This window comes from Acidisoma sp., assembly GCF_035492295.1.
GTDB lineage: Bacteria > Pseudomonadota > Alphaproteobacteria > Acetobacterales > Acetobacteraceae > Acidisoma.
In genome coordinates, this window is record NZ_DATJJK010000040.1 from 1 (window position 1) to 19,787 (window position 19,787).

The following is a 19,787-nucleotide window of genomic DNA, read 5'->3' on the forward strand; positions in this document are numbered from 1 at the left end:
GGCTTCGTATCGATGTTGAGGACGCGGTAGCCCTGGTCCACGAGATATTGCACGACGTGGCGGCCGGCTTTCCCGCTGCCCCCGGTGAACATAATGCGTTTCATACTCATTCCTTCCTGCAAGTGCGCCGCGCCGATACGAAGGCATGGGCCCCACCCCATCCTGGACGGGGCCCTGCGGCGGTTCAGAACTGATACTGGTCGATATTCTGGGCGTTGAAGATCAGCGGATCGCTGAAGATGATAACGCCGTCCTTCGCCGTGAAGGTGCCGAGATCGCCCGCCGTAAAGGTGCTGTTCTTGGTGATGGCGCCATTATAGGCCAGACGCGCCACATACATGACGAGTTCACCTTCCTTCACCTCGTCCCAAAGCGGGCTCTCCTTAATGATCCCATCTTTCACATACTGGCGGATGGAATCGGGATCGGAGCAGCCGGTGACAAAAACCTTGCCGGTGAGGCCAAGCTTCTGCACGGCCGCCGCCGCACCCACCTCGGCCGCGCCGTCCGGCGCGATGATGCCGGTGACGCCCGGATTAGCCTGGAGAATGTTGAGACCGGCCGTGAGCGACTGCGAGGGGCTAGACTGGCCGTATTGCGTCGTCACGATCGTCATATTGGGATAGGTCGCCTTCATGTAGGTCTTGAGGGCGTCAATCCATGCATTCTGAATGGTCGCGTCTGGCGTCGATGAGAGGATCGCGATTTTGGCGTTGGGGCCCGTGTATTTGGCAACCGAATCCACCAGAGCCTTGCCGAAGGCCGGGTAGGCCGTGTTCTGAATGAAGAAGTCGCGCGCATCCGGCGCCACGTCGCTATCATAGGACACAACCTTGATGCCCTTCTTCATCGCGCGGCGGAGAGCCGGAGCGAGTTCGGTCGGGTTGTTCGAGGTTGTGGTGATAACATCGAAGCGGCGGGCGATCAGGCTGTTGAAGACGTCAACCTGGCCCTGCGCCGATGCGGTGACCGGACCAGTGTAGAGGAAATTGATATTCAGCTTCTTGGCCGCGGCCTCGGCACCCTTTTCGTTGGCCTTGAAGACCGAGAGGCCGATCAGCTTCGGCACCATCGCTACGTGAATGCGCTTGGACGTATTGATATCCGCGGCATGAGCGGCCATCGAGACGCTGAGCATGGCGGCGCCGAGAAGGGCAGCCTTCTTAAACTGTTTCATGAGAGTTCCCCAGGTGTTTTTATTCGTTCAGTGCGGCGGCGTCAGGCGGGTGCAACCCGTCATTCGGCCGCTTCAGTTCCCGTGCCGCCGCCCAAGGAGCGGAGACGGAGGAATAGCAGCGCAATACCTGTTCCACGTCCGGAGAGGAGATTGCGTATGGCGATGGCAGAGACCAGGATCGCGCCCGTCAACATGGTCGTCACCATGTCCGAGAAACCGGCGATCAACATGCCCTGCCGCAAGAGGCCGAGAATAAGGACAGCGAGGACGACACCCGTCATGCTGCCTTCACCGCCAAAGATGCTGATGCCACCGAGAACGACCATGGTGATGGTCGTGAGGAGGAGGATGTCGCCCATGTCCGGCCGCACGGCGCTGTAGTAGGAGGCAAGCACGATGCCCGCCAGCGCCGACATCGCGCCGCTGATCACATAGGCGCTGGCGATAATCCGCCCGACACGGATGCCCGAGTAACGGGCCGCATCGCCATTATAGCCGACCATGACGATCTTGCGCCCATAGGCACTGCGGGACATGAGAAGGGAAAAGAACACCGCCAGCACTACGAACAGGAGCAGCTGATACGGCAGGATGCCGCCGATCAGTCCCTGGCCGAGTGCGTTGAAGCTGTCAGGAAATCCGGAGGGCGGCGACGCGCCGGCAAGGGCGGTGCCGATGCTGCCAAAGATGAAACTGGTGGCCAATGTCGCGATCAAGGGTTCGGTCCTGAACCGCGTGATGATCATGCCGTTGATCCAGCCGAGACCGGCGCCGAGCAGAATGCCAAAAAACGCCGCGATCCAGATGGAGAGATGCAATCCTTGCCACAGCTCGGCCATGACGATCGCGCCGAGGCCGGCGACGGAGCCCACTGACAGGTCAATGCCGCCGGTCAGAATGACCACGCCAAGTCCGAGCGCCACGATGCCGAAGGGCAGAAAGTTCTGCGTGAGGCCGAGGAACGATCCAAACCCATCATAGAAACCCGGAATCCCGAAGGAGAAGCCGGCTATTTCCAGGATGAGGAGAAGAATGAGGGCTCTTTCCCAGCCATCGAGCGGAAAGCGCGAACCCGTGCGCTGCGTCGTGACGGTATTGGCGCGGTCTTTCATCGTGAGGCCTTTCCGGCAGCGCGCTGGCGCATGCCGAGTGTCACGGTCAGGAGGATCATCGCCCCTTCGCCGGCGGAATACCAAATCGGCGGGACATGGAGAAAGACCAGGGCGGTCAGGATCACGCTCAGAAACAGGCCGCCCAAGACAGTGCCGATCATGTTGCCACGACCACCGGCGATCGCCGTGCCGCCGATCAAGGCGACGGCGATGGACTGGAGTTCGATATGATCTCCGGTACCGGTCGTGACGGTCGCCGAGCCCGTGTAGCAAACGAAGACCAGGCCGGCGAGCGCAGCCAGCACCCCCGAGATCATGTAAACGCGGACTTGCGTCGAAGTTACCGAGACGCCGGCATTGTAGGCGGCGGCTGCGTTGTTGCCGATGGCGAGCACGGCCCGGCCGAAAACGGTCTGGCCGAGCACGAACCAGCATAGGAACAGAACGATCGCGAGCGTCAGCACGGGTATTGGCAGAGGCAGCCAGTGCGCGATCACGCCATTGCCGAAGGTGGCATAGGCCGGCGGAACGGCGGTCACTTGGGTCCCATTGGAGTAAATGAAGATGAGGCCGCTATAGATACTATACGTGCCGAGGGTCACGATGATCGGCGGAATCGAGACCTTCGCGACAAGAACACCGTTGATGGTTCCGAGAACCAGACCGATCAGCAAGGCAAGGGCAAAGGCCTGATAGAGTGGAAGGCCGCTGGTTTGCGCGAGCAATCCGGTCACCACGGCCGTGAGTCCCATGATGGGAGCGACCGAGAGATCGATGCCCTTGGTCGCGATCACCCAGGTCTGCCCGAGTGCGACAAGCGAGAGCACGACCGAGTTCAACACCATGAAGCGGATGTTGTCGAGCGACATGAAGCGGTGATTGAAGGCGCCAACCGCCAGGAGCGTCACGATCGTGGCGACGATCAGCGTGATCTCGCGGGTTTCGTTGCGCGCGGTCAGCGGGCGCTTTCGGGGCGCAGGCGCGGCCGTGCGGTCTGCGACGTGCTGCTGCTCGGTCATCGTCGCTTTCATCGGCCCGATGCCGCCGCACTGCTGAGATAGGAGGAAGAGACGCGTTCCTGTGTGATCTCGTCGCCATTTATTTCAGCGACAATTCTGCCCTCGTAGACCGACAGGATGCGGTCACAAAGGCGTACAAGCTCCTCCAGTTCGGAAGAGATGACGATGATCCCCATCCCTTCCTTGGCGAGCCCATCAATCAGCTCATAGATTTCGTCCTTGGCACCGACATCGACGCCGCGGGTCGGCTCATCCAACACAGCCACTTTTGGGCCGGTGCCCATCCACTTCCCGAACACGACCTTCTGCTGATTGCCGCCGGAAAGCTGCCGCAGTTTCTGGTCGATGCCCGCGCACCGTACGCGATAGCGCAGCACCGTCTCCGCGCCAATCCGCTCCTCGTCGTTTCGGCTGAGCAGACCCATGCTGGACTTGACGCGTTCGAGCAGGCTCGAGGTCAAATTCTCGGTGATCGTCATCTGCAGAACGGCACCGTGCTTTGCGCGATCCTCTGGCGCGTAGACGAGGCCTTTGCGAATGATGTCATAGGTGCCGCAGCTGGCAATGTCCTCGCCGTCCAGTTGCACGGTTCCGGCATCTTTCTGCCGCACACCGAAGATCGCCTCGGCGATTTCAGTGCGCCCGGCGCCGACCAGCCCAGCCAGACCAAGGATTTCGCCTTTGTGGAGGGTGAAGCTCACTTTCCGGAACCGGGGTTCATGCGTCAGGTTCGCCACCGTCAGAACAGGCACTGCGGACGCGTGACTGATCTGGCGTCTTGGAATCACCCGCATTTCCCGACCCACCATTTGCGACATCAGGCGAACGCGATCGAAATCCTGTTTCTGCGCGCTGTCGACCAATGCGCCATCTCGCAAGATGCTGATATCATCAGAAATCTCGAGCACTTCATCCATCCTGTGGCTGATGAAGCCGAGCGTGTAGCCCTCCGACCGCAAGCGACGCATCGTCGAAAAAAGCCGCTCGACCTCATGCGTCGTCAGCGGTGACGTCGGTTCATCGAAGAGGATCACACGACATCCGCGCAACAGCGCCTTGGCGCATTCAAGCTGTTGTTGCTGGGCGATGCTGAGATTGCGCGCCAGTTGATCCGGATCGATGTCGAGTTTCAATGTTGCGAGCGCTTCGACAGCGCGCGCACGGGCGCCCTTCCAGTCGATACGACGCGGCAGACGGCCGACGGTCGGCAGCTGGCCGACGAACATCGTTTCCGTTACAGAGAGTTCGGGCATGACGGCCGGCTCCTGCGGCACAAGATAGATGCCTGCGTGATGCGCGGCAGAGGGCGAGGCGAGCGAAATTTCGCGTCCGCTCAACTGCAGCGAACCGCCCGTCGGTCGGACGAGACCGGATAGGATCTTGAAAGCGGTGGATTTGCCGGCGCCATTCTCACCCATGATGGTATGCACGCGGCCCGGCGCCATAGACACACTCACATCACGCAAGACAACGACGTTGCCGTACTTCTTCACCAGATGATGCGCTTCGTACAGGCCAACTTCGGCGTCGTGCGCTTTGCTTTCGGCACCCAGGGGCACTCAGCTTCCTCCTCGATGGTTTCTTCGCTTGTTCAGTGACCACCTCAGCCGCCCCTATATCGCGCCTCGAATGGTAGCGCAAACATTTTATCCTCACATGGCGGACGATCTCCGAACAGGCTAAGCTTGGCGGATGAACGACATGAGCAGCCCGGCAAGCCGCAGGCCAGCCCGACCAACGACTGTAACGCTCAAGCACGTGGCCGAGCGGGCTGGGGTCTCAGCCATCACGGTTTCGCGCGTGGTCAATACGCCGGACCTCGTGTCCGATGTCCTGCGCGCCAAAGTCACCGCGGCAATCCAGGATCTGGGATACGTTCCGAATCGCGTGGCAGGCGCTCTCGCTTCCGCCGAGAGCCGCGCCGTCCTCGTCATTGTTCCCTCACTGTCGAACGCCGTCTTCATCGAAGTTATCCAAGGGATTCAAGATGTGCTGGAGGTTGCCGGCTACCAGATGCTGCTGGGCAACACGCAATATGACCTTGAGCGCGAACAGGATCTTGTGGCCGCACTGCTCGGCTGGTCGCCGGCCGGCGTGATTCTGGCAGGGCTAAGGCATACGGAGCGGACGCGCGCGCTGCTGAAGAGTTCGAACCGACCGATCATGGAAATCATGGAGCATGGGGCGAGGCCGATCGATATGAATGTCGGCCTGTCGCACTATAAGGCGGGGGAAAGCATGGGCGAGCACCTCGTCTCCCGCGGCTACCGTGAAATCGGCTTCATCGGCGGGCGGCTGAATGCGGACTATCGCGCCATGCATCGGTTCAAGGGGCTCGAGCGGTGCCTGGCCCGTCATGACCTGCGCAGGCGACCGCCCTTCACTCATGAGTGCAAGTCCAGTGCTCAGGTAGGGGCGGAGGCGCTGATGCGGACGCTCGATGCGGCGCCGGAGTTGGACGCGCTGTTCTTCGCCAATGATGACCTTGCCGTCGGCGCGCTTTTGCGCGCTCAGCGCGAAGGCATCTCGGTGCCCGAGCGCGTCGCGATCGCCGGCTTCAACGGTTTCGGCATTGGCGAGTTAGTGCAGCCATCCCTCACCACCATCGTCTCTCCCCGTCAGAGGATGGGGCAGGTGGCGGCCACCATGCTGGTCGCCCGCATCCGCAGGGAAGCCGAGGGCCGGCACCGTGTCGACATCGGTTTTTCACTGCGCGTCGGCGAGAGTACCTGACGTCGCACGCCGCCATCAGACCTGGAAGGCCGCCGCGCTCACCGAAGGTCGATCGCCGCGGCTCGACCTGTTTCGGAAGTGCAGCGCAGTAATGTGCGTGTTTTTGCGTCTTTCCGATTGACTCTGCGGTTTTAGGGCGCAAATCTGCCTCTCCAAGCACTCGGCCATCGGCCGAACAACACCGCCGATCAAGCGGGGAAGGAAGTACGCATGCTCCGAGCGTCCTGAGGCGCTGGACGAGGGTTCGTGTCAGGACGCGCGAGCCCCCTGCCTCTTGCCGACACGCTGGAAAGGACGCTGCCTCGAACTGAGTCCCGCTCCCGATCAACCAAGAAAAACAAAAGAGGGAACATGATGAAGAAGCGCGGATTGCTGGGCTATTGTCTCGCTTTGGCCTTGCCCGGAGCCTTCGCGGTGGCGCCCGTGGCGCAGGCCGCGACGACGCTGACGATCGCGACCGTCAACAACCCCGACATGATCGTCATGCAGCGCCTCTCGGCCAAGTTCGAGGCGTCACACCCGGATATCAAGCTCAACTGGATCACGCTCGAGGAGAATGTGCTGCGCCAGCGCATCACGACGGATGTCGCGACCCATGCCGGCGGCATGGATATCGTTACCGTCGGCGTCTATGAAGTTCCGATGTGGGCGAAGCGCGGCTGGCTGTCCCCGATCACCGATATCCCGGCCAGCTACGACATCGACGATGTGCTGAAACCGGTCCGCGCGGCTCTCGCCTATGGCGGCAAGCAATATGCCTTGCCGTTCTATGCCGAAAGCCAGATGACGTTGTACCGCACGGATCTGTTCAAGAAGGCCGGGCTGACCATGCCGGACCAGCCGACCTGGCCGGAGATCGCCGCACTCGCCGACAAACTGAACGACCCCAAAGCCGGCGTCTACGGCATCTGCCTGCGCGGGAAGGCCGGCTGGGGTGAGAACATGGGCCAGATCGGGCCGCTCGTGAACAGCGAAGGCGGCCGCTGGTTCGATATGAAATGGCAGCCACAGCTCACCTCTCCGGCCTGGGAAAAGGGCGTGAGCTTCTACGTCGATCTGCTGCGGAAAGACGGGCCGCCGGGTGCGGTATCAAATGGCTATAATGAAACTCTCGCCCTCTTCGCCGCCGGCCATTGCGCGATGTGGGTGGATGCGACCGTTTCTGCCGGCTTCCTGGCCAATCCAAAGCAAAGCACAGTGGCCGGCGAGGTCGGTTATGCCGCACCGCCCTATTTCACCACCAAGATCGGCTCGCATTATCTCTGGTCCTGGGCGCTCGCCATCCCCTCGACCTCGCAGCACAAGACGGACGCCGAGGCATTCATCACCTGGGCCACGTCGCAGGACTATATCAAGATGGTCGCCGCCGATGAGGGCTGGGCGAGCGTGCCGCCGGGCACGCGCTATTCCACCTACAACTCGCCAGACTACCAGAAGGCAGCACCCTTCGCGCCTGTTGTGCTGGCAGCGATCAACAGCGCCGACCTCAACCACCCCTCCGCGCTGCCCGTGCCCTATACCGGAATCTCCTATGTCGGCATTCCGGAATTCCAAGGCATCGGCACCATGGTCGGGCAGCAGATTTCCGCCGCCATCGCCGGACAGAAGACGGTGAAACAGGCGCTTGCAGAGGCGCAGAGCCAGACCGAGCGCATGATGCGGCGGGCGGGTTATCTGAAGTGAGGGATGCCGGCCCGATGGACCGGACGGCGGCGGCGGTGCGGGAAGCACCGCCGTTCGCCGAGCCTCGCGCGGGCATGCGGGGCAGCACGGGACAAAGGCGGCCAATCGGCCCTGTTCTCTGCACCGCGCCTTCCGTCACGCTGCTTCTGCTCTGGATGATCGTCCCGCTTGGCATGACGATCTGGTTCTCGCTGCTGCGCTACAATCTGATGGACGAGGGCCGAAGCTTCATCGGCGCCATGAATTACGTCTATCTGCTGACCGATCCGGCGCTCACCACCGCCCTCATCAACACGCTTGTTCTGGTGCTGGGGGTACTTGCCGCCACCGTCGTCTTCGGCATGCTCATCGCCCTCCTCGTCAATCAGCCCATGCACGGCCGCGCGGGGGTGCGTCTGCTGGTCATCGCGCCCTTCTTCGTGATGCCGACTGTCAGCGCACTCATCTGGAAGAACATGCTGATGAATCCGGTGAGCGGGCTCATCGCCTGGCTCTGCCACCAGTTCGGCCTGCCCGCCTTCGACTGGTTTGCGCAGGCCCCTCTCCTCGCTGTCGGCATCATCGTCGCCTGGCAATGGATTCCCTTCGCAACCCTCATTCTGCTCACGGCGCTGCAGTCGCTGGATCAGGAGCAGATCGAGGCCGCCCAGCTCGACGGCGCCGGGGCCGTGACGCTGTTCCGCCGCGTCGTCGCTCCCCATCTCGCGCGGCCGGTGACCATCGTCATTCTGATCGAGACCATGTTTCTGCTTTCTGTCTTTGCGGAAATTCTGGTCACGACGGGGGGCGGACCCGGTAACGACACGACCAATCTTCCCTATCTCATCTACAAGACCGCACTGCTCGATTACGATATCGGCGGTGCCTCGGCGGGCGGGCTCATTGCCGTCGTGCTCGCCAATATCGTCGCGATCTTCCTCGTGCGCACGGTCGCCCGGAGCCTCGATCAATGACCGCCGCCGCCACGCGCCGCGCCCATCGCAAGCTGCTCTTCACGGCGCTTGGCTGGATCGTCGGGCTCGTCATGGCCTTCCCGATCCTGTGGATGGCACTGACCGCCTTCAAATCCGAACGGCAAGCCGTCACCACGCCGCCACTGCTGTTCTTCCGCCCCACGCTGGAAAGCTTCGCAACCGTCTTCGCCACCACGGATTATGGGCGGTTCGTGGCCAACAGCATCATCATCGCCGGCGGCTCGACGCTCATCGCCCTGCTGCTCGCCTTTCCCGCGGCCTATGCCATGGTCTTCTTTCCCAGCCGGCGCACGCGCGGTCTGTTGATGTGGATGCTGTCGACCAAGATGATGCCGGCGGTCGGCGTTCTGGTGCCGATCTACCTTCTGTTCCGGGACATGCATCTGCTCGATACCCGCACCGGCATGATCGGCATCTACACGCTGATGAACCTGCCCATCGTCATCTGGATGCTCTATTCCTTCTTCCGGGATATTCCGCGCGACATCGTGGAAGCCGGTTTCCTGGATGGCGCCACAACTTTGCAGCAGCTGCTATGGCTGCTTTTGCCGCTTGCTGCACCCGGAGTTGCCGCGACCATCCTTCTCAACATCGTGCTTTGTTGGAACGAGGCCTTTTGGAGCATCAACCTGACCGCGACGCATGCCGCACCGCTCACCGCTTTCATCGCCACCTTCTCTAGCCCGGAAGGGTTGTTCTGGGCCAAGCTCTCGGCCGCCTCACTTCTGGCGGTCGCCCCTATCATGGCGATGGGTCTCGCGACGCAGCGTCATCTCGTCACCGGTCTCACCTTCGGCGCCGTCAAGTAGGCGCCCAAATCGAATCTGAGGAACGCCATGTATCGCGAAAAATACGACCTGACGGGCAAGACCGGCTTCGTCACCGGTGGTGGACGGGGCATCGGTCTCGCTTCCGCCCTGGCGCTGGCCGAATGCGGCGCCCGCGTCATCATCGCCGACCGCGATCCAAACGTGCTCGCAAGTGGCCTCGCCACGCTGCGCGAACGCTATCCGCAAAGCGACGGCGTGGCGCTGGATGTGACCCAGTCGGCTGCCGTCACGGCGGCGGCGGATCGCTTCAACGCCGAAGGACAGGCCGTGGATATCCTTGTCGCCAATGCCGGCATCGCCTGGCCGGATACGGCGGGGGAGGAGATGGCGGACGAGGTGTGGCTGCGCATGATCGACATCAACCTCAACGGGTGTTTCTGGAGCTGCCGTTCCTTCGGCCGCCACATGTTGGCCCGTGGCGCCGGCAGTATCGTCACCGTCGGTTCCATGTCCGGCGTCATCTCCAACAAGCCGCAGCGGCAGGTGCATTACAATGCCGCCAAGGCAGCCGTGCATCACATGACGCGCTCCCTTGCGGGCGAATGGGCGGCCCGCGGCGTACGCGTCAACAGCGTCGCCCCCACCTATGTCGATACCGCAATGTCAGGCCCAGGCCTGCGGATTCCCGAACTCTCCAAGATCTGGCTCGAGAATACGCCGGCGCATCGCGCCGTATCAGCGGAGGAGATCGCCTCTGTCATCCTCTTCCTCGCCTCCGAAGCGTCGAGCGCGCTGATGGGCTCCATCGTGCTCGCGGATGTCGGCTATACCATATGGTGAGCGGCCGGCGGCGGCGCGGCTCAGAACCCGTAGTCGCGCATCCGCTCCCGGTTCAGCCGCACGGCGCGCGCCGGGTCGGCGGCGGCCTTGTCAGATTCCTCCTCCACCACCAGCCAGCTGTTGAAGTGCGGCGCCGCAGAAACGGTCTCGATGACAGCCGCGATATCGCAATCTCCCTCGCCCAGCATCGCCCAACGGTCATCCTCATCCACGTCCTTGAGGTGGAGATAACGGATGCGGTCGGCGTAGCGGCGCAACACATCCAGCATATCTTCCTGACCGCGCAGAATATGGCCGGTATCTGGCACCCAGCCTATCAAAGCGGGGTCGGTCAGCGCGAAGATATGGTCGTAATCCTCCCGCGAGAAGAGCAGCGTATTGTGATGTGAGCTCGGATGCAGGGCGATGGGCACGCCGGCCCGCTGCCCGGCCTCCCCCGCCGCATTGTAGAAGCGGGCGGCGGCTGCGAATTTGTCGGCGCGGGCGCCTGCGGACATGACGGTCGCGCTGCCGAAGGAAACGAAGGCGCCGGGAAAGGCGCTCGCGAAGCCGATCGCTTGCGACGCCATCACCAAATCCGAATTCAGTTGATCTGGCTCCGTAAAGCCGCTGGCGCTCCCCACCGCATAGGAGACGAGGGTGAGGCCGTGCGCGGCCAGCGCATGGGCAAAGGCCCCAGGCCTGCCAGCATAGTCGCCGATCATCCGGTCGGTGATCTCGATACCGTCATAGCCCGCTTCGGAAATCATGCGCAGCAGCGCATCAGGCCCGTCCTGGTAACTCTCCCCCAGCATCTCCCAGGTATAGGTCTGGCAGCCCAGGCGGATTGTGGGAAACGTCCTATCCGGCATCGCGCTCATTCCTTCAATCCGCCCATGGTCAGACCCTGAATAATGTGACGCTGGAAGAAGAGCACGAGGATGATCAGCGGCAGGGTCACGACGGTCGAGGCGGCGGAGATATCCCCCCAGGGCACATAGTAGATATCGGTGAAATTCGCGATCCCGACCGGCACCGTCTGATGCTGGAAGTTGGAGGTGAAGGCGAGCGCGAACAGAAACTCGTTCCAGGCAGCAATGAAGGCGAGCAGCCCGGTGGTGACAAGGGCGGGCAGCGAGATCGGCAGGATGATCCGCCACAGCAGGCCGAGGGTCGAAACCCCGTCCACACGCCCGGCTTCGTCCATCTCGCGTGGTAGCGTCTCGAAGTAGCCGAACAACACCCAGGTGACCAACGGCAGGCCGAGCGCCAGATAGACGATGATGAGTCCGCGATAGGTATCCAACAGGTTGAAGGCAGAGGCGATGAGATAGAGCGGCCCGACGATCGCGATCTGCGGGAACATGGAGACGGAGAGGATCACCATCAGCAGGCCGAAGCGGCCGCGAATTTTCAGTCGCGACAGCGCAAAGGCCGCCAACGTGCCGAAGAAGAGGCAGAAGAGGGTGGTGAACACAGCGACGATCAACGAGTTCCGCAAATAAAACTGCAAATGCCGGTGGAAGAAGGCGCTCGTGTAATGCGCCCAGGTAAAGGGATGCGGAATGAAGGAGGGTGTGGGGCCGGTGAGCGCGCGGTCAAGCTGGAAAGAAGTCGAGATCTGCCAGACGAAGGGGCCGGCCGACCAGACCAGCATCAATAGCGCCCCGCCATAGACCAGAGCGGCCCGGGCACGGGCCTGCCGGGTTGTCATCGGTTCGCCCTCAACTGCCGGATGATGAAGAAACAGAAGCCGAGCGCAATCACGCCTTCCGTCGCGAAGGTCGCCATCGTCATGGCGGAGCCATAGCCGAATTGCAGGGTCGAGAAGAGCACCTTGTAGCTGAGGGTCGAGAGGGTTTCGGTGGAATCCGCCGGCCCCCCACCCGTCAACACATAGACGAGGTCGAAGATACGAAACGCATCCAGCGCGCGGAACAGGCCCGCGATAAGCAATGTAGGCCAGAGCAGCGGCAGACGGACATGCCAAAAGGTACTCCAGGCATTGGCGCCGTCGATCCGCGCCGCATCCGTCAGGCTCGGCGAAATCGTCTGCAGTCCGGCCAGGAGAAGCAACGCCATGAAGGGCGCGGTCTTCCAGACATCGGCCAAAACGATGGTGCCGAGTGCGGTCTGCGCCGAACCCAGCCAATCGACATTGGCTGACAGCAGGCCACATTTGACGAGCAGATAGTTGATCACGCCGTGTTGCCCATCGAACAGCCAGCCGAACATTTTCGACGTCACCACCGTCGGCATCGCCCAGGGCACCAGCATAATCGCGCGCAGAATGGCGCGACCCACGAAACGTTCGTAGAGCAGTACGGCCATCAGCAGGCCGATCACCGTTTCCAGCAGCGTCGAGGCGACGGTGAAGAGCAGCGTATGGTCCCAGGCATTCCAGAACTGCCCGTCATTCGCGAGGGCGATGTAGTTCTTGATGCCGACGAAGGCATCCTCGTTGGTGATCAGCGAGGTATTCGTCAGCGACAGCCAAATGCCATTCGCAATGGGATAGAGCGACACCGCCGCCAGCGCGATGAGCGCCGGCAGCAGAAGGAGCCAGGCGACGAGGGCGAGGCGTGCGGAGCCTCCGAGCATCGGTCCGCGCGGCAGGGCCCGGCTAGGGCGGGAGACCGCCACGCGATGGCGCCTGTCGGCGTCGGTCGAGGCTGGGTATTGCACCCCCGGCATTCTCTCGCCTCCCACGATGCGCGGTCTTGTCGCCACGTCACGAGCGGCAGGTTCCCGCAAAGCCTATGCATGGTCAAGCGTAAAGCTGCGTTTTTGCGCGGTGTCCTCTTGTGGTTTTGCTGCAACTGTCGCAAAAAAGCGCAACCCGGCCCTAATGGAAGAAACGTCCGGCCATGAAAAAACTCGGCCTCGGCATCGTCGGTTGCGGCAATATCGCCATGACCTATTTGCGCAATGCGGCGCTTTTCCGCGGCCTGGAGCTGCGCGCCTGCGCCGATCTTCTGCCCGAACAGGCGGCCTTGCGCGCGGCCGAATACGGCCTGCGAGCCTGCGCGGTTGAGGATTTGATCACGGCGCCCGATGTCGACCTCGTGATCAATCTCACCATCCCCACGGCCCATGCCGGGATCACGCAGGCGGCGCTTGACGCGGGCAAGCATGTCTTCACTGAAAAGCCGCTCGGTACCACGGTGGAGGAAGGGCGGGCTCTCGTGGTGCTTGCAGAGGCGCGTGGCTGCGTTCTCGGCTCCGCGCCCGATACCTTCCTGGGCGCCGCCGGCAGGCTTGCCCGGCAAGTGATCGAAGGCGGGGCGATCGGCCGCATCGTCACCGGCACCGCCTTCATGATGGGGCGCGGCATGGAGCATTGGCACCCCAACCCTGCCTTCTACTACCAGAAAGGCGGTGGTCCTGTGCTGGACATGGGACCCTATTACGTCACCATGCTCGTCAACCTCCTGGGCCCCGCGCGGCGCGTCATGGCGATGGCGACCAGCGCGTCCCAGAACCGGTTGATCACGGCGGAAGGTCCTTTGCAGGGCACGACCTTTCCGATCGGCACGCCGACCAGCCTGCTCTCGCTCATCGAATTCACCTCCGGCGCCGTCATCACTTTCGGCGCGAGTTGGGATGTTTTTCGCCATAGCAATGCGCCGATCGAACTGCACGGCACCACAGGCTCGCTCCGTCTGCCGGACCCCGATACCTTCGGCGGCACGATTTCCGTGAGCCATGGAGGCGACGCATGGGAAGATCTGCCGACGGAGGAGCGGCTCTATGGCCAGATCAATTGGCCCTATGCAGCGCCGGACCGCGCCAATTACCGTATGCTGGGCATCGCCGATCTCGCGGCCGGCCTCGCGGTCGGGCGGCCGCCGCGCGCTTCGGGACGCCTCGCGCTGCATGTGCTTGAAATTCTGGAGGCGATCCTGACCTCGGGAGAGACGGGAGCGCCCGTGCCGCTGACGACGACGGTGCACCAGCCGCCCGTGCTGGAAGAAGACGAAGCGCGCGCCTATCGCGTCTGACGAGATAGAGAAGAAGGAGTCCCTCATGCTCTCACCCGAAGCGCAAACCGTGTTGGACCTGGTCGCGGCTTCCGGCGCGCCGCGAATCGAGACGCTGGCGCCGGCCGAGGCGCAGCGTCAGTTCCTCGAAAACCTGCCCGCGCTCCAAGGGGAGCCTGAAGCTGTCCGCGAGGTGCGCGATCTCGTCATCGCGTCGCCTGCCGCCGAAATCCCGCTCCGCGTCTATCGCGGCACCGGCTGCCCGGAAAGCGGCGCGCCCTGTCTCGTCTATTTTCACGGCGGCGGCTGGGTCCTGGGCAATTGCGATACGCATGACACGATCTGTCGTTGGATCGCCAATCTGTCGCAGGGTGTCGTCGTCTCGGTCGATTACCGTTTGGCACCGGAGCACCCCTTCCCCGCGGCGATCGAGGATGCCATGGCTGCCATCCGCCATGTCGCGACGCGCGCAGAGGCGCTCGGCATCGACCGGGATTCCATCGCGGTCGGCGGAGACAGTGCGGGCGGCAATATTGCGGCCGTCATGGCGCTGCTCGCGCGTGACGGCGCGCTGCCGCCGCTTGACTTCCAGATACTGTTCTATCCGGTAACGGACGTCTCTGCCTCCCAGGACAGTTACACGAGCTGCGCCGAGGGTTATGGGCTGACCACCGCCGCCATGCGCTGGTATCACGGACTGTATCTGTCTGATCCTGCTCAGGCCGCAGACTGGCGCGTCTCCCCGCTTAGGGCGCCGAGTCTCGCGGATGTGGCTGCCGCCTTCGTGCTCACCGCCGGCTACGATCCGTTGCATGACGAGGCAAGGGATTATGCGGTGCGCCTGCGCGCCGAGGGCGTGTCCGTGCAGCTTGACGAGAATCCGGGCCAGATCCACGGCTTCCTGAGCATGGACCGGTTCATTCGCGCCGGCCGGCCGGCCGTGGCGCGGGCCGTCGCCGCCTGGCTCGGCCCCTCCGGCTGATCATGGCGGCTGATTCTGCCGGCTGACTACGCCTGTTGACTCAACAAGAACGAGCATAAGCTCGCAGACAGGAGATGTTCATGACCAAACCGGAAAAGCCCCTTGCCGCCGCGGGCCTCGGCCGCCGCGAAGCAATGACGACAGCGGGCCTCGCGCTCGGCGCGAGCCTGCTGCCGCTTGCACCCCGACGCGCGCGCGCCGCCGACCGCACGCAGATCACCTTCGCCAGCGCCAATTTCTACGGCCGCGAGACCATCGCCCAGGTGGTCGATGTCTATAACCAGTCCCAGAGCAAGGTGCAGGTCACCTTCGTGCAGTTGCCGCCGCCCTCCTCCTCCACCGAAGTGCATCAGGCCCTCGTTCAGCAGCTGGCACGGCGCAACGGCACGCCCGATGTCTTCACCCAGGACGTGATCTGGATCGCGGAATTCGCGAGCGCGGGCTGGGCGCTGCCGCTCGACCAGTATTTCGGCAAGTCCGTGCAGGACCAGTATTTTCCAGGCCTCATCTCGGCCTGCACCTTCCAGGGCAAGCTGACGGCGCTGCCCTGGCACGTCGATTCCGGCATGCTTTATTACCGCAAGGATCTTCTGGCCCAGGCAGGCGCGCAGGTGCCCACGACCTGGCAGGACCTGACGGACACCGCGCAGAAAATCCAGAAATCCGGCGGCGCCAAATTCGGCTATCTCTGGCAGGGCAAGCAGGCGGAAGTGCTGGTCTGCGACATGGTGGAAGTGGTGGCCTCCGCCGGGGGCGCCATTCTCGGGCCCGACAGCAAGACCGTCCTCGTCGCCGAACCGCCGGCCGTCAAAGGCGTGCAGTTCCTCTACGACACCATCCACACCTCCAAGATCAGCCCGCATGATGTGCTGAGCTGGGACGAGGAACCGTCGCGCGGGCCCTTCACCTCCGGCGAGGCGGTGTTCCTGCGCAACTGGTCCTACGTCTACAAGATCGCGCAGGACCCCGCCTCATCCTCGGTCGTGGACAAGGTCGGCGTCGCCCCTCTGCCGCATTTTCCGGGCGGTAAGAGCGCGGCCTGCCTCGGCGGCTACCAGTATGGCGTCAATGCGCATACCCAGAACCGGGAGGCCGCGATCGACTTCATCACCTGGATGTCCTCGCCCGCAACGCAGCTGCGCTTCGCGACCGGTCTCGGCCTCGCCCCCACCCGGCCAAGCGTCTTCGATCAACCTGAGCTGATCCAGAAGCAGCCCTTCATGCATACACTGCGCGATGTCTTCGTGGGTGCAACCCCCCGGCCGGTGACACCGAAATACCCGCAGGTAACGCTGGCGCTGCAATCCTCGGTCTCCCGCGCGCTCGTCAACGGAAACGTGCAGGACGAACTCGACCGCGCGAAGAAGCGCCTCACCGATATCGTGGGGTAGCCGCCGCGCCTAGCCGGGGGCGATCACCAGCTCGACCCCGGCCTGGGCCAGCGCCTCCGCGATATCGGGCGGGGGCATCCGGTCGGTCACGAAATAATGGATGCGGGAGAAGTCGGCGACATGCACGAAGGCGCTGGCGCCGAATTTCTCACTGTCGGCGACCACGATGACCCGGCGCGACGCCTCCATCATTTCGACCGTGATCTGCGCCTCCTCCAGCCGGCTGATGGAAACGCCGGCCTCGTCGACGCCGGTGACGCCGATCACCGCCGTGTCGACGCTGATCCGCGCGGAGCTGTTGATCTTCACAGCCCCCACGGTGATCTGCGCGCTGTCCCAATAGGTGCCGCCAAGCACGAAGATGGAGCGCGCAACGCCGCTCGGCACCGCCGGCGGCAGCATCAGGTTGTTGGTGACGATGGTGAGGTCCCGTAACCGGCCGAGTTCTGCCGCGAAGGCGCAGGTGGAGGAGCCGCCGTTCAGGATCAGCGTCTCGCCCTCGCGGATGAGGCCAGCGGCGGCGCGCCCGATGCTGCGTTTCGCCCCCGTCTGTTCCGTCATGCGGGATTGGAAGCGCGTCTCCCGCGCCACCAGCCCGTCGCCAGCCAGCGCCCCGCCATGGGTGCGCGTCAGCAGGCCCTGGCGCTCCAGCAATTGCAGATCGCGCCGGATGGTGTCGCGGGAGACGCCGAACATCGCGGTCAGCTCCACCACAGTCACATGGCCCTTCTGCCGCATGACATCGACGAGCCGTCGCTGCCGCGACCCAGGCAGAAGAAAATCCTCAGTCGTATCCACGGCGCTTTCCTTCACGAGACCCTCAACGCTGCTCTGTTACCGCAGTCTTGTGCATTTTTTCAATTGACGATGCAGCATTTTGCGTGAAATGTTGCATGAAACAGCACGGTCGCGCAAAGACCGCAAGAATGCCGCCTTAAACAGGGGATGGAAGCGTGCAGACGTCATGGCACGAGGCCTATACAAGCCTCCAGCAACGCATCAAGACCTACGCCCGACACGCCCATTGGACGATGTGCGGGCTTTCGCTTTGTGTCGATGCCTTCACCCGGCTGGATGACCGCAGCGATGCCCTTCTGCGCGCGGGCCCACCCCCGGCCCAGGCGCTGGCCGCCGAACTGCGCCGCCGGGCTCAGGCGGGCATCGGCGGTGAAATCCGTTTCGACTGGCCGGACGGGCCTGCCTGGCTCGATGCGCATCTCTCCCTCCGCACCGCCCTCGGCGGTACCCCGGCGCATGCCGCGCGCCTGCTGACGCTGCTGGGCGCACCCGCCCTGCTCTCCTTGGAGCATCGCACGCCCGAGCAGATCGCGGTGCTCGATCCGGACATGCTGCTGGCGGGTGACGGGCCGGTGCGCGCCGCCGAGGTCCGCGCCGAGGGCGACGACCGGCCGCGCGTCTATGTCTTCGAATATGATGCGGAGGAAAGCATCGGTGGCGTTGTGCCGCCACGCGCCTCCCGCATCATCCTGCGGTTCCATGATTTCGATCTCGAGCGGGACGAGGCTTTCCTGCGCCTCAGCCAGCACTTGCTGCGACAGGAGAGCGGCCATGGCAGCGGCATCCTGGCCGGCTTCAATTCCCTGGGCGCAGGCGCCAGGCTCGATGCCGGTCTGCGCGAGGCGCGGCTGATCGCCGCGGCCTGGAGACGGGCGGGCATCGGTCTCATCCACCTGGAAATGGCGGGCTACGAAAGCCCGGCCTGCCGGGACCACACGCTGGAGGGCCTGACCGGCGCGATGACCTCCATCGGCATGAGCCTGTCGGAATTCCGCGCGCTCGACCCGGATACCGTGTCGCTGGAGGATGGGCTCATCCAGCTCGGCGAGCGGTTCGGTCTCGAACGGGTGTCCGTCCATGCCGATGACTGGGCGATCAGCGCCACGCGCAGCGACCCGGACCGTGAGCGGGAGGCGCTGATGATGGGCTGCCTTCTCGCCAGCACGCGCGCGGCTACGGGACGCCTCGCGGTGCCCACCAGCCTGCCGGACGAAGCCCGTTTCGAGACCCCGCCGCCCGAAGCGCGGCATGGCGACTGGTCCATCGTCTCCTGCCCCAGCCCCCATCTGCGCCGGCCGCGCACCACGCTTGGCCTGGGCGACACCTTCATGGCGGGCTGCCTGCTGGTCCTCGGCCAGCCGAAGCTCGCCGGCATTGGCACCCCTGCCTGGCCTCTGGCACCCGAGGATCGGGGCCAGGACGCCTTCACCGCTTCTCATTCTTCCTGACCTCGCGGAGATCCCCATGACACGTCTCGACGAAAAGCTCAGCCGCATCCGATCTGGCCAGTATCGCCGGACCGATTTCATCATCGCGGATGCGAAGGACGGCGACATGGGCTCCGGCATCACCACCGGGGGCCCGCTCTATGACGCCGAGGGTAAGGTAGCGGGCTGGAAGACGCGCCGGGACTATCTCGATCAAATCACCGCCGTGGTGCGGCAGGATATCGTCGATCTCATGCTGACCTCGGCCTCCAATCTCGAGATTCTGCAAGCCGCGGGCGTTTACGCCGGGTCCGCGGTGAAACCCGCCATCCGCGCGAATGACGCGACGGATTGCTGGGGCGGCGTACGCGGCGCGAGCTACGCGGCGGAACTGTCCCGCCCCTTCCGCACCGCCAATCTCTCCCATGTCATGTATGGCAAGGCCGATGCCGCGCCCGGCAGCCGCATCACCGGCACTGATCTCGGCCTCTATTCGATGACCTTCAACAATGATCTCGACGCGGACATGCGCTCGCTTGCGGCTTTCGCAGAGTTCCGGGCCGACGCCAGCCGGCTGGGCTTCACCTATTTCCTGGAAGTCTTCAATCCCAACGCGCCGCGGGGATTGTCGCCAGAGGCCATACCGGGATTCCTCAATGATTGCCTGCTGCGCTGCCTCTCGGGCCTGACCCAGGCGGAGCGTCCGCGTTTCCTGAAAATTCCCTTCAACGGCCGCGCGGCAATCGAGGAACTCGCCGCCTATGATCCGTCCGTCATCATCGGTGTCCTGGGCGGCGGCGCCGGCACCACGCGGGATACGTTCGAGCTTCTGTTCCAGTCCGAACAAGCCGGCGCGCGTCTGGCTCTGTTCGGTCGCAAGATCAACTTGGCGGAGTCGCCGCTGACCCTGCTGCAGTTCATG

18 protein-coding genes are annotated in these 19,787 nt (G+C 63.5%); 10 read left to right on the top strand and 8 right to left on the bottom strand.

Annotated features, from left to right (window positions below):
• Positions 1 to 184: 184 nt before the first annotated feature.
• The 4 genes from VL752_RS02755 to VL752_RS02770 are packed head-to-tail and all read right to left on the bottom strand — an operon-like array spanning position 185 to position 4,867.
• The gene (locus tag VL752_RS02755) at positions 185 to 1,177 is read right to left on the bottom strand and encodes a substrate-binding domain-containing protein (RefSeq protein WP_325352208.1); all 993 of its coding nucleotides are present in this window, start codon (positions 1,175 to 1,177) and stop codon (positions 185 to 187) included.
• Positions 1,178 to 1,236: 59 nt separating this feature from the next.
• The gene (locus tag VL752_RS02760; protein ID WP_325352209.1) at positions 1,237 to 2,289 is read right to left on the bottom strand and encodes an ABC transporter permease; all 1,053 of its coding nucleotides are present in this window, start codon (positions 2,287 to 2,289) and stop codon (positions 1,237 to 1,239) included.
• Positions 2,286 to 3,308, bottom strand: a complete 1,023-nt coding sequence (locus VL752_RS02765) for an ABC transporter permease (protein WP_325352210.1) — start codon at positions 3,306 to 3,308, stop codon at positions 2,286 to 2,288. The genes VL752_RS02760 and VL752_RS02765 overlap by 4 nt, the downstream gene beginning before the upstream one ends.
• Before the next feature lie 8 nt (positions 3,309 to 3,316).
• Positions 3,317 to 4,867 (bottom strand): sugar ABC transporter ATP-binding protein, encoded by a 1,551-nt coding sequence (locus VL752_RS02770; protein ID WP_325352211.1) that lies wholly within the window; start codon positions 4,865 to 4,867, stop codon positions 3,317 to 3,319.
• Positions 4,868 to 5,009: 142 nt separating this feature from the next.
• On the opposite strand from VL752_RS02770, the gene VL752_RS02775 reads away from it, so the two are divergent.
• From VL752_RS02775 to VL752_RS02795, 5 genes are all read left to right on the top strand, one after another.
• Positions 5,010 to 6,041, top strand: a complete 1,032-nt coding sequence (locus VL752_RS02775) for a LacI family DNA-binding transcriptional regulator (protein ID WP_325352212.1) — start codon at positions 5,010 to 5,012, stop codon at positions 6,039 to 6,041.
• 351 nt (positions 6,042 to 6,392) lie between these two features.
• Entirely contained in the window at positions 6,393 to 7,724 is a 1,332-nt protein-coding gene (locus VL752_RS02780) for an ABC transporter substrate-binding protein (protein ID WP_325352213.1), read from the top strand.
• A gap of 14 nt (positions 7,725 to 7,738) precedes the next feature.
• Positions 7,739 to 8,677 carry a carbohydrate ABC transporter permease gene (locus VL752_RS02785; RefSeq protein ID WP_325352214.1) on the top strand — a complete coding sequence of 313 codons (939 nt, stop codon included), beginning with the start codon at positions 7,739 to 7,741 and terminating at the stop codon, positions 8,675 to 8,677.
• Entirely contained in the window at positions 8,674 to 9,507 is an 834-nt protein-coding gene (locus tag VL752_RS02790) for a carbohydrate ABC transporter permease (protein ID WP_325352215.1), read from the top strand. Before VL752_RS02785 ends, VL752_RS02790 begins: the two co-directional genes overlap by 4 nt.
• 27 nt (positions 9,508 to 9,534) lie before the next feature.
• Entirely contained in the window at positions 9,535 to 10,308 is a 774-nt protein-coding gene (locus tag VL752_RS02795; protein ID WP_325352216.1) for an SDR family NAD(P)-dependent oxidoreductase, read from the top strand.
• Positions 10,309 to 10,328: 20 nt separating this feature from the next.
• On the opposite strand, the gene VL752_RS02800 is transcribed toward VL752_RS02795, so the two are convergent.
• The 3 genes from VL752_RS02800 to VL752_RS02810 are packed head-to-tail and all read right to left on the bottom strand — an operon-like array spanning position 10,329 to position 12,981.
• On the bottom strand, positions 10,329 to 11,159 hold the full coding sequence (locus tag VL752_RS02800) for a sugar phosphate isomerase/epimerase family protein (protein ID WP_325352217.1): 831 nt from the start codon (positions 11,157 to 11,159) through the stop codon (positions 10,329 to 10,331).
• Between the two features lie 5 nt (positions 11,160 to 11,164).
• A complete protein-coding gene (locus VL752_RS02805) occupies positions 11,165 to 12,001 on the bottom strand; it encodes a carbohydrate ABC transporter permease (RefSeq protein WP_325352218.1) in 837 nt (278 codons plus the stop codon).
• The gene (locus VL752_RS02810) at positions 11,998 to 12,981 is read right to left on the bottom strand and encodes a carbohydrate ABC transporter permease (RefSeq protein ID WP_325352219.1); all 984 of its coding nucleotides are present in this window, start codon (positions 12,979 to 12,981) and stop codon (positions 11,998 to 12,000) included. Before VL752_RS02810 ends, VL752_RS02805 begins: the two co-directional genes overlap by 4 nt.
• Before the next feature lie 173 nt (positions 12,982 to 13,154).
• Here VL752_RS02810 and VL752_RS02815 point away from each other — a divergent pair, with 173 nt between their 5' ends.
• The 3 genes from VL752_RS02815 to VL752_RS02825 all read left to right on the top strand — a co-directional run bounded on the left by VL752_RS02815 (position 13,155) and on the right by VL752_RS02825 (position 16,640).
• A complete protein-coding gene (locus VL752_RS02815; protein WP_325352220.1) occupies positions 13,155 to 14,288 on the top strand; it encodes a Gfo/Idh/MocA family protein in 1,134 nt (377 codons plus the stop codon).
• A 25-nt stretch (positions 14,289 to 14,313) separates the two neighbouring features.
• A complete protein-coding gene (locus tag VL752_RS02820) occupies positions 14,314 to 15,249 on the top strand; it encodes an alpha/beta hydrolase (protein WP_325352221.1) in 936 nt (311 codons plus the stop codon).
• 80 nt (positions 15,250 to 15,329) lie between these two features.
• On the top strand, positions 15,330 to 16,640 hold the full coding sequence (locus VL752_RS02825; RefSeq protein WP_325352222.1) for an ABC transporter substrate-binding protein: 1,311 nt from the start codon (positions 15,330 to 15,332) through the stop codon (positions 16,638 to 16,640).
• Positions 16,641 to 16,649: 9 nt separating this feature from the next.
• Here the strand turns inward: VL752_RS02825 and VL752_RS02830 are convergent, their stop codons facing one another.
• Complete coding sequence (locus tag VL752_RS02830; RefSeq protein WP_325352223.1) at positions 16,650 to 17,438, bottom strand: DeoR/GlpR family DNA-binding transcription regulator; 789 nt, start codon at positions 17,436 to 17,438, stop codon at positions 16,650 to 16,652.
• A gap of 155 nt (positions 17,439 to 17,593) precedes the next feature.
• On the opposite strand from VL752_RS02830, the gene VL752_RS02835 reads away from it, so the two are divergent.
• Both VL752_RS02835 and VL752_RS02840 read left to right on the top strand, forming a co-directional pair.
• Positions 17,594 to 18,886 carry an ADP-dependent glucokinase/phosphofructokinase gene (locus tag VL752_RS02835; RefSeq protein WP_325352224.1) on the top strand — a complete coding sequence of 431 codons (1,293 nt, stop codon included), beginning with the start codon at positions 17,594 to 17,596 and terminating at the stop codon, positions 18,884 to 18,886.
• 16 nt (positions 18,887 to 18,902) lie between these two features.
• A partial coding sequence (locus VL752_RS02840; protein ID WP_325352225.1) for a hypothetical protein occupies positions 18,903 to 19,787 on the top strand: 885 nt, incomplete at its 3' end.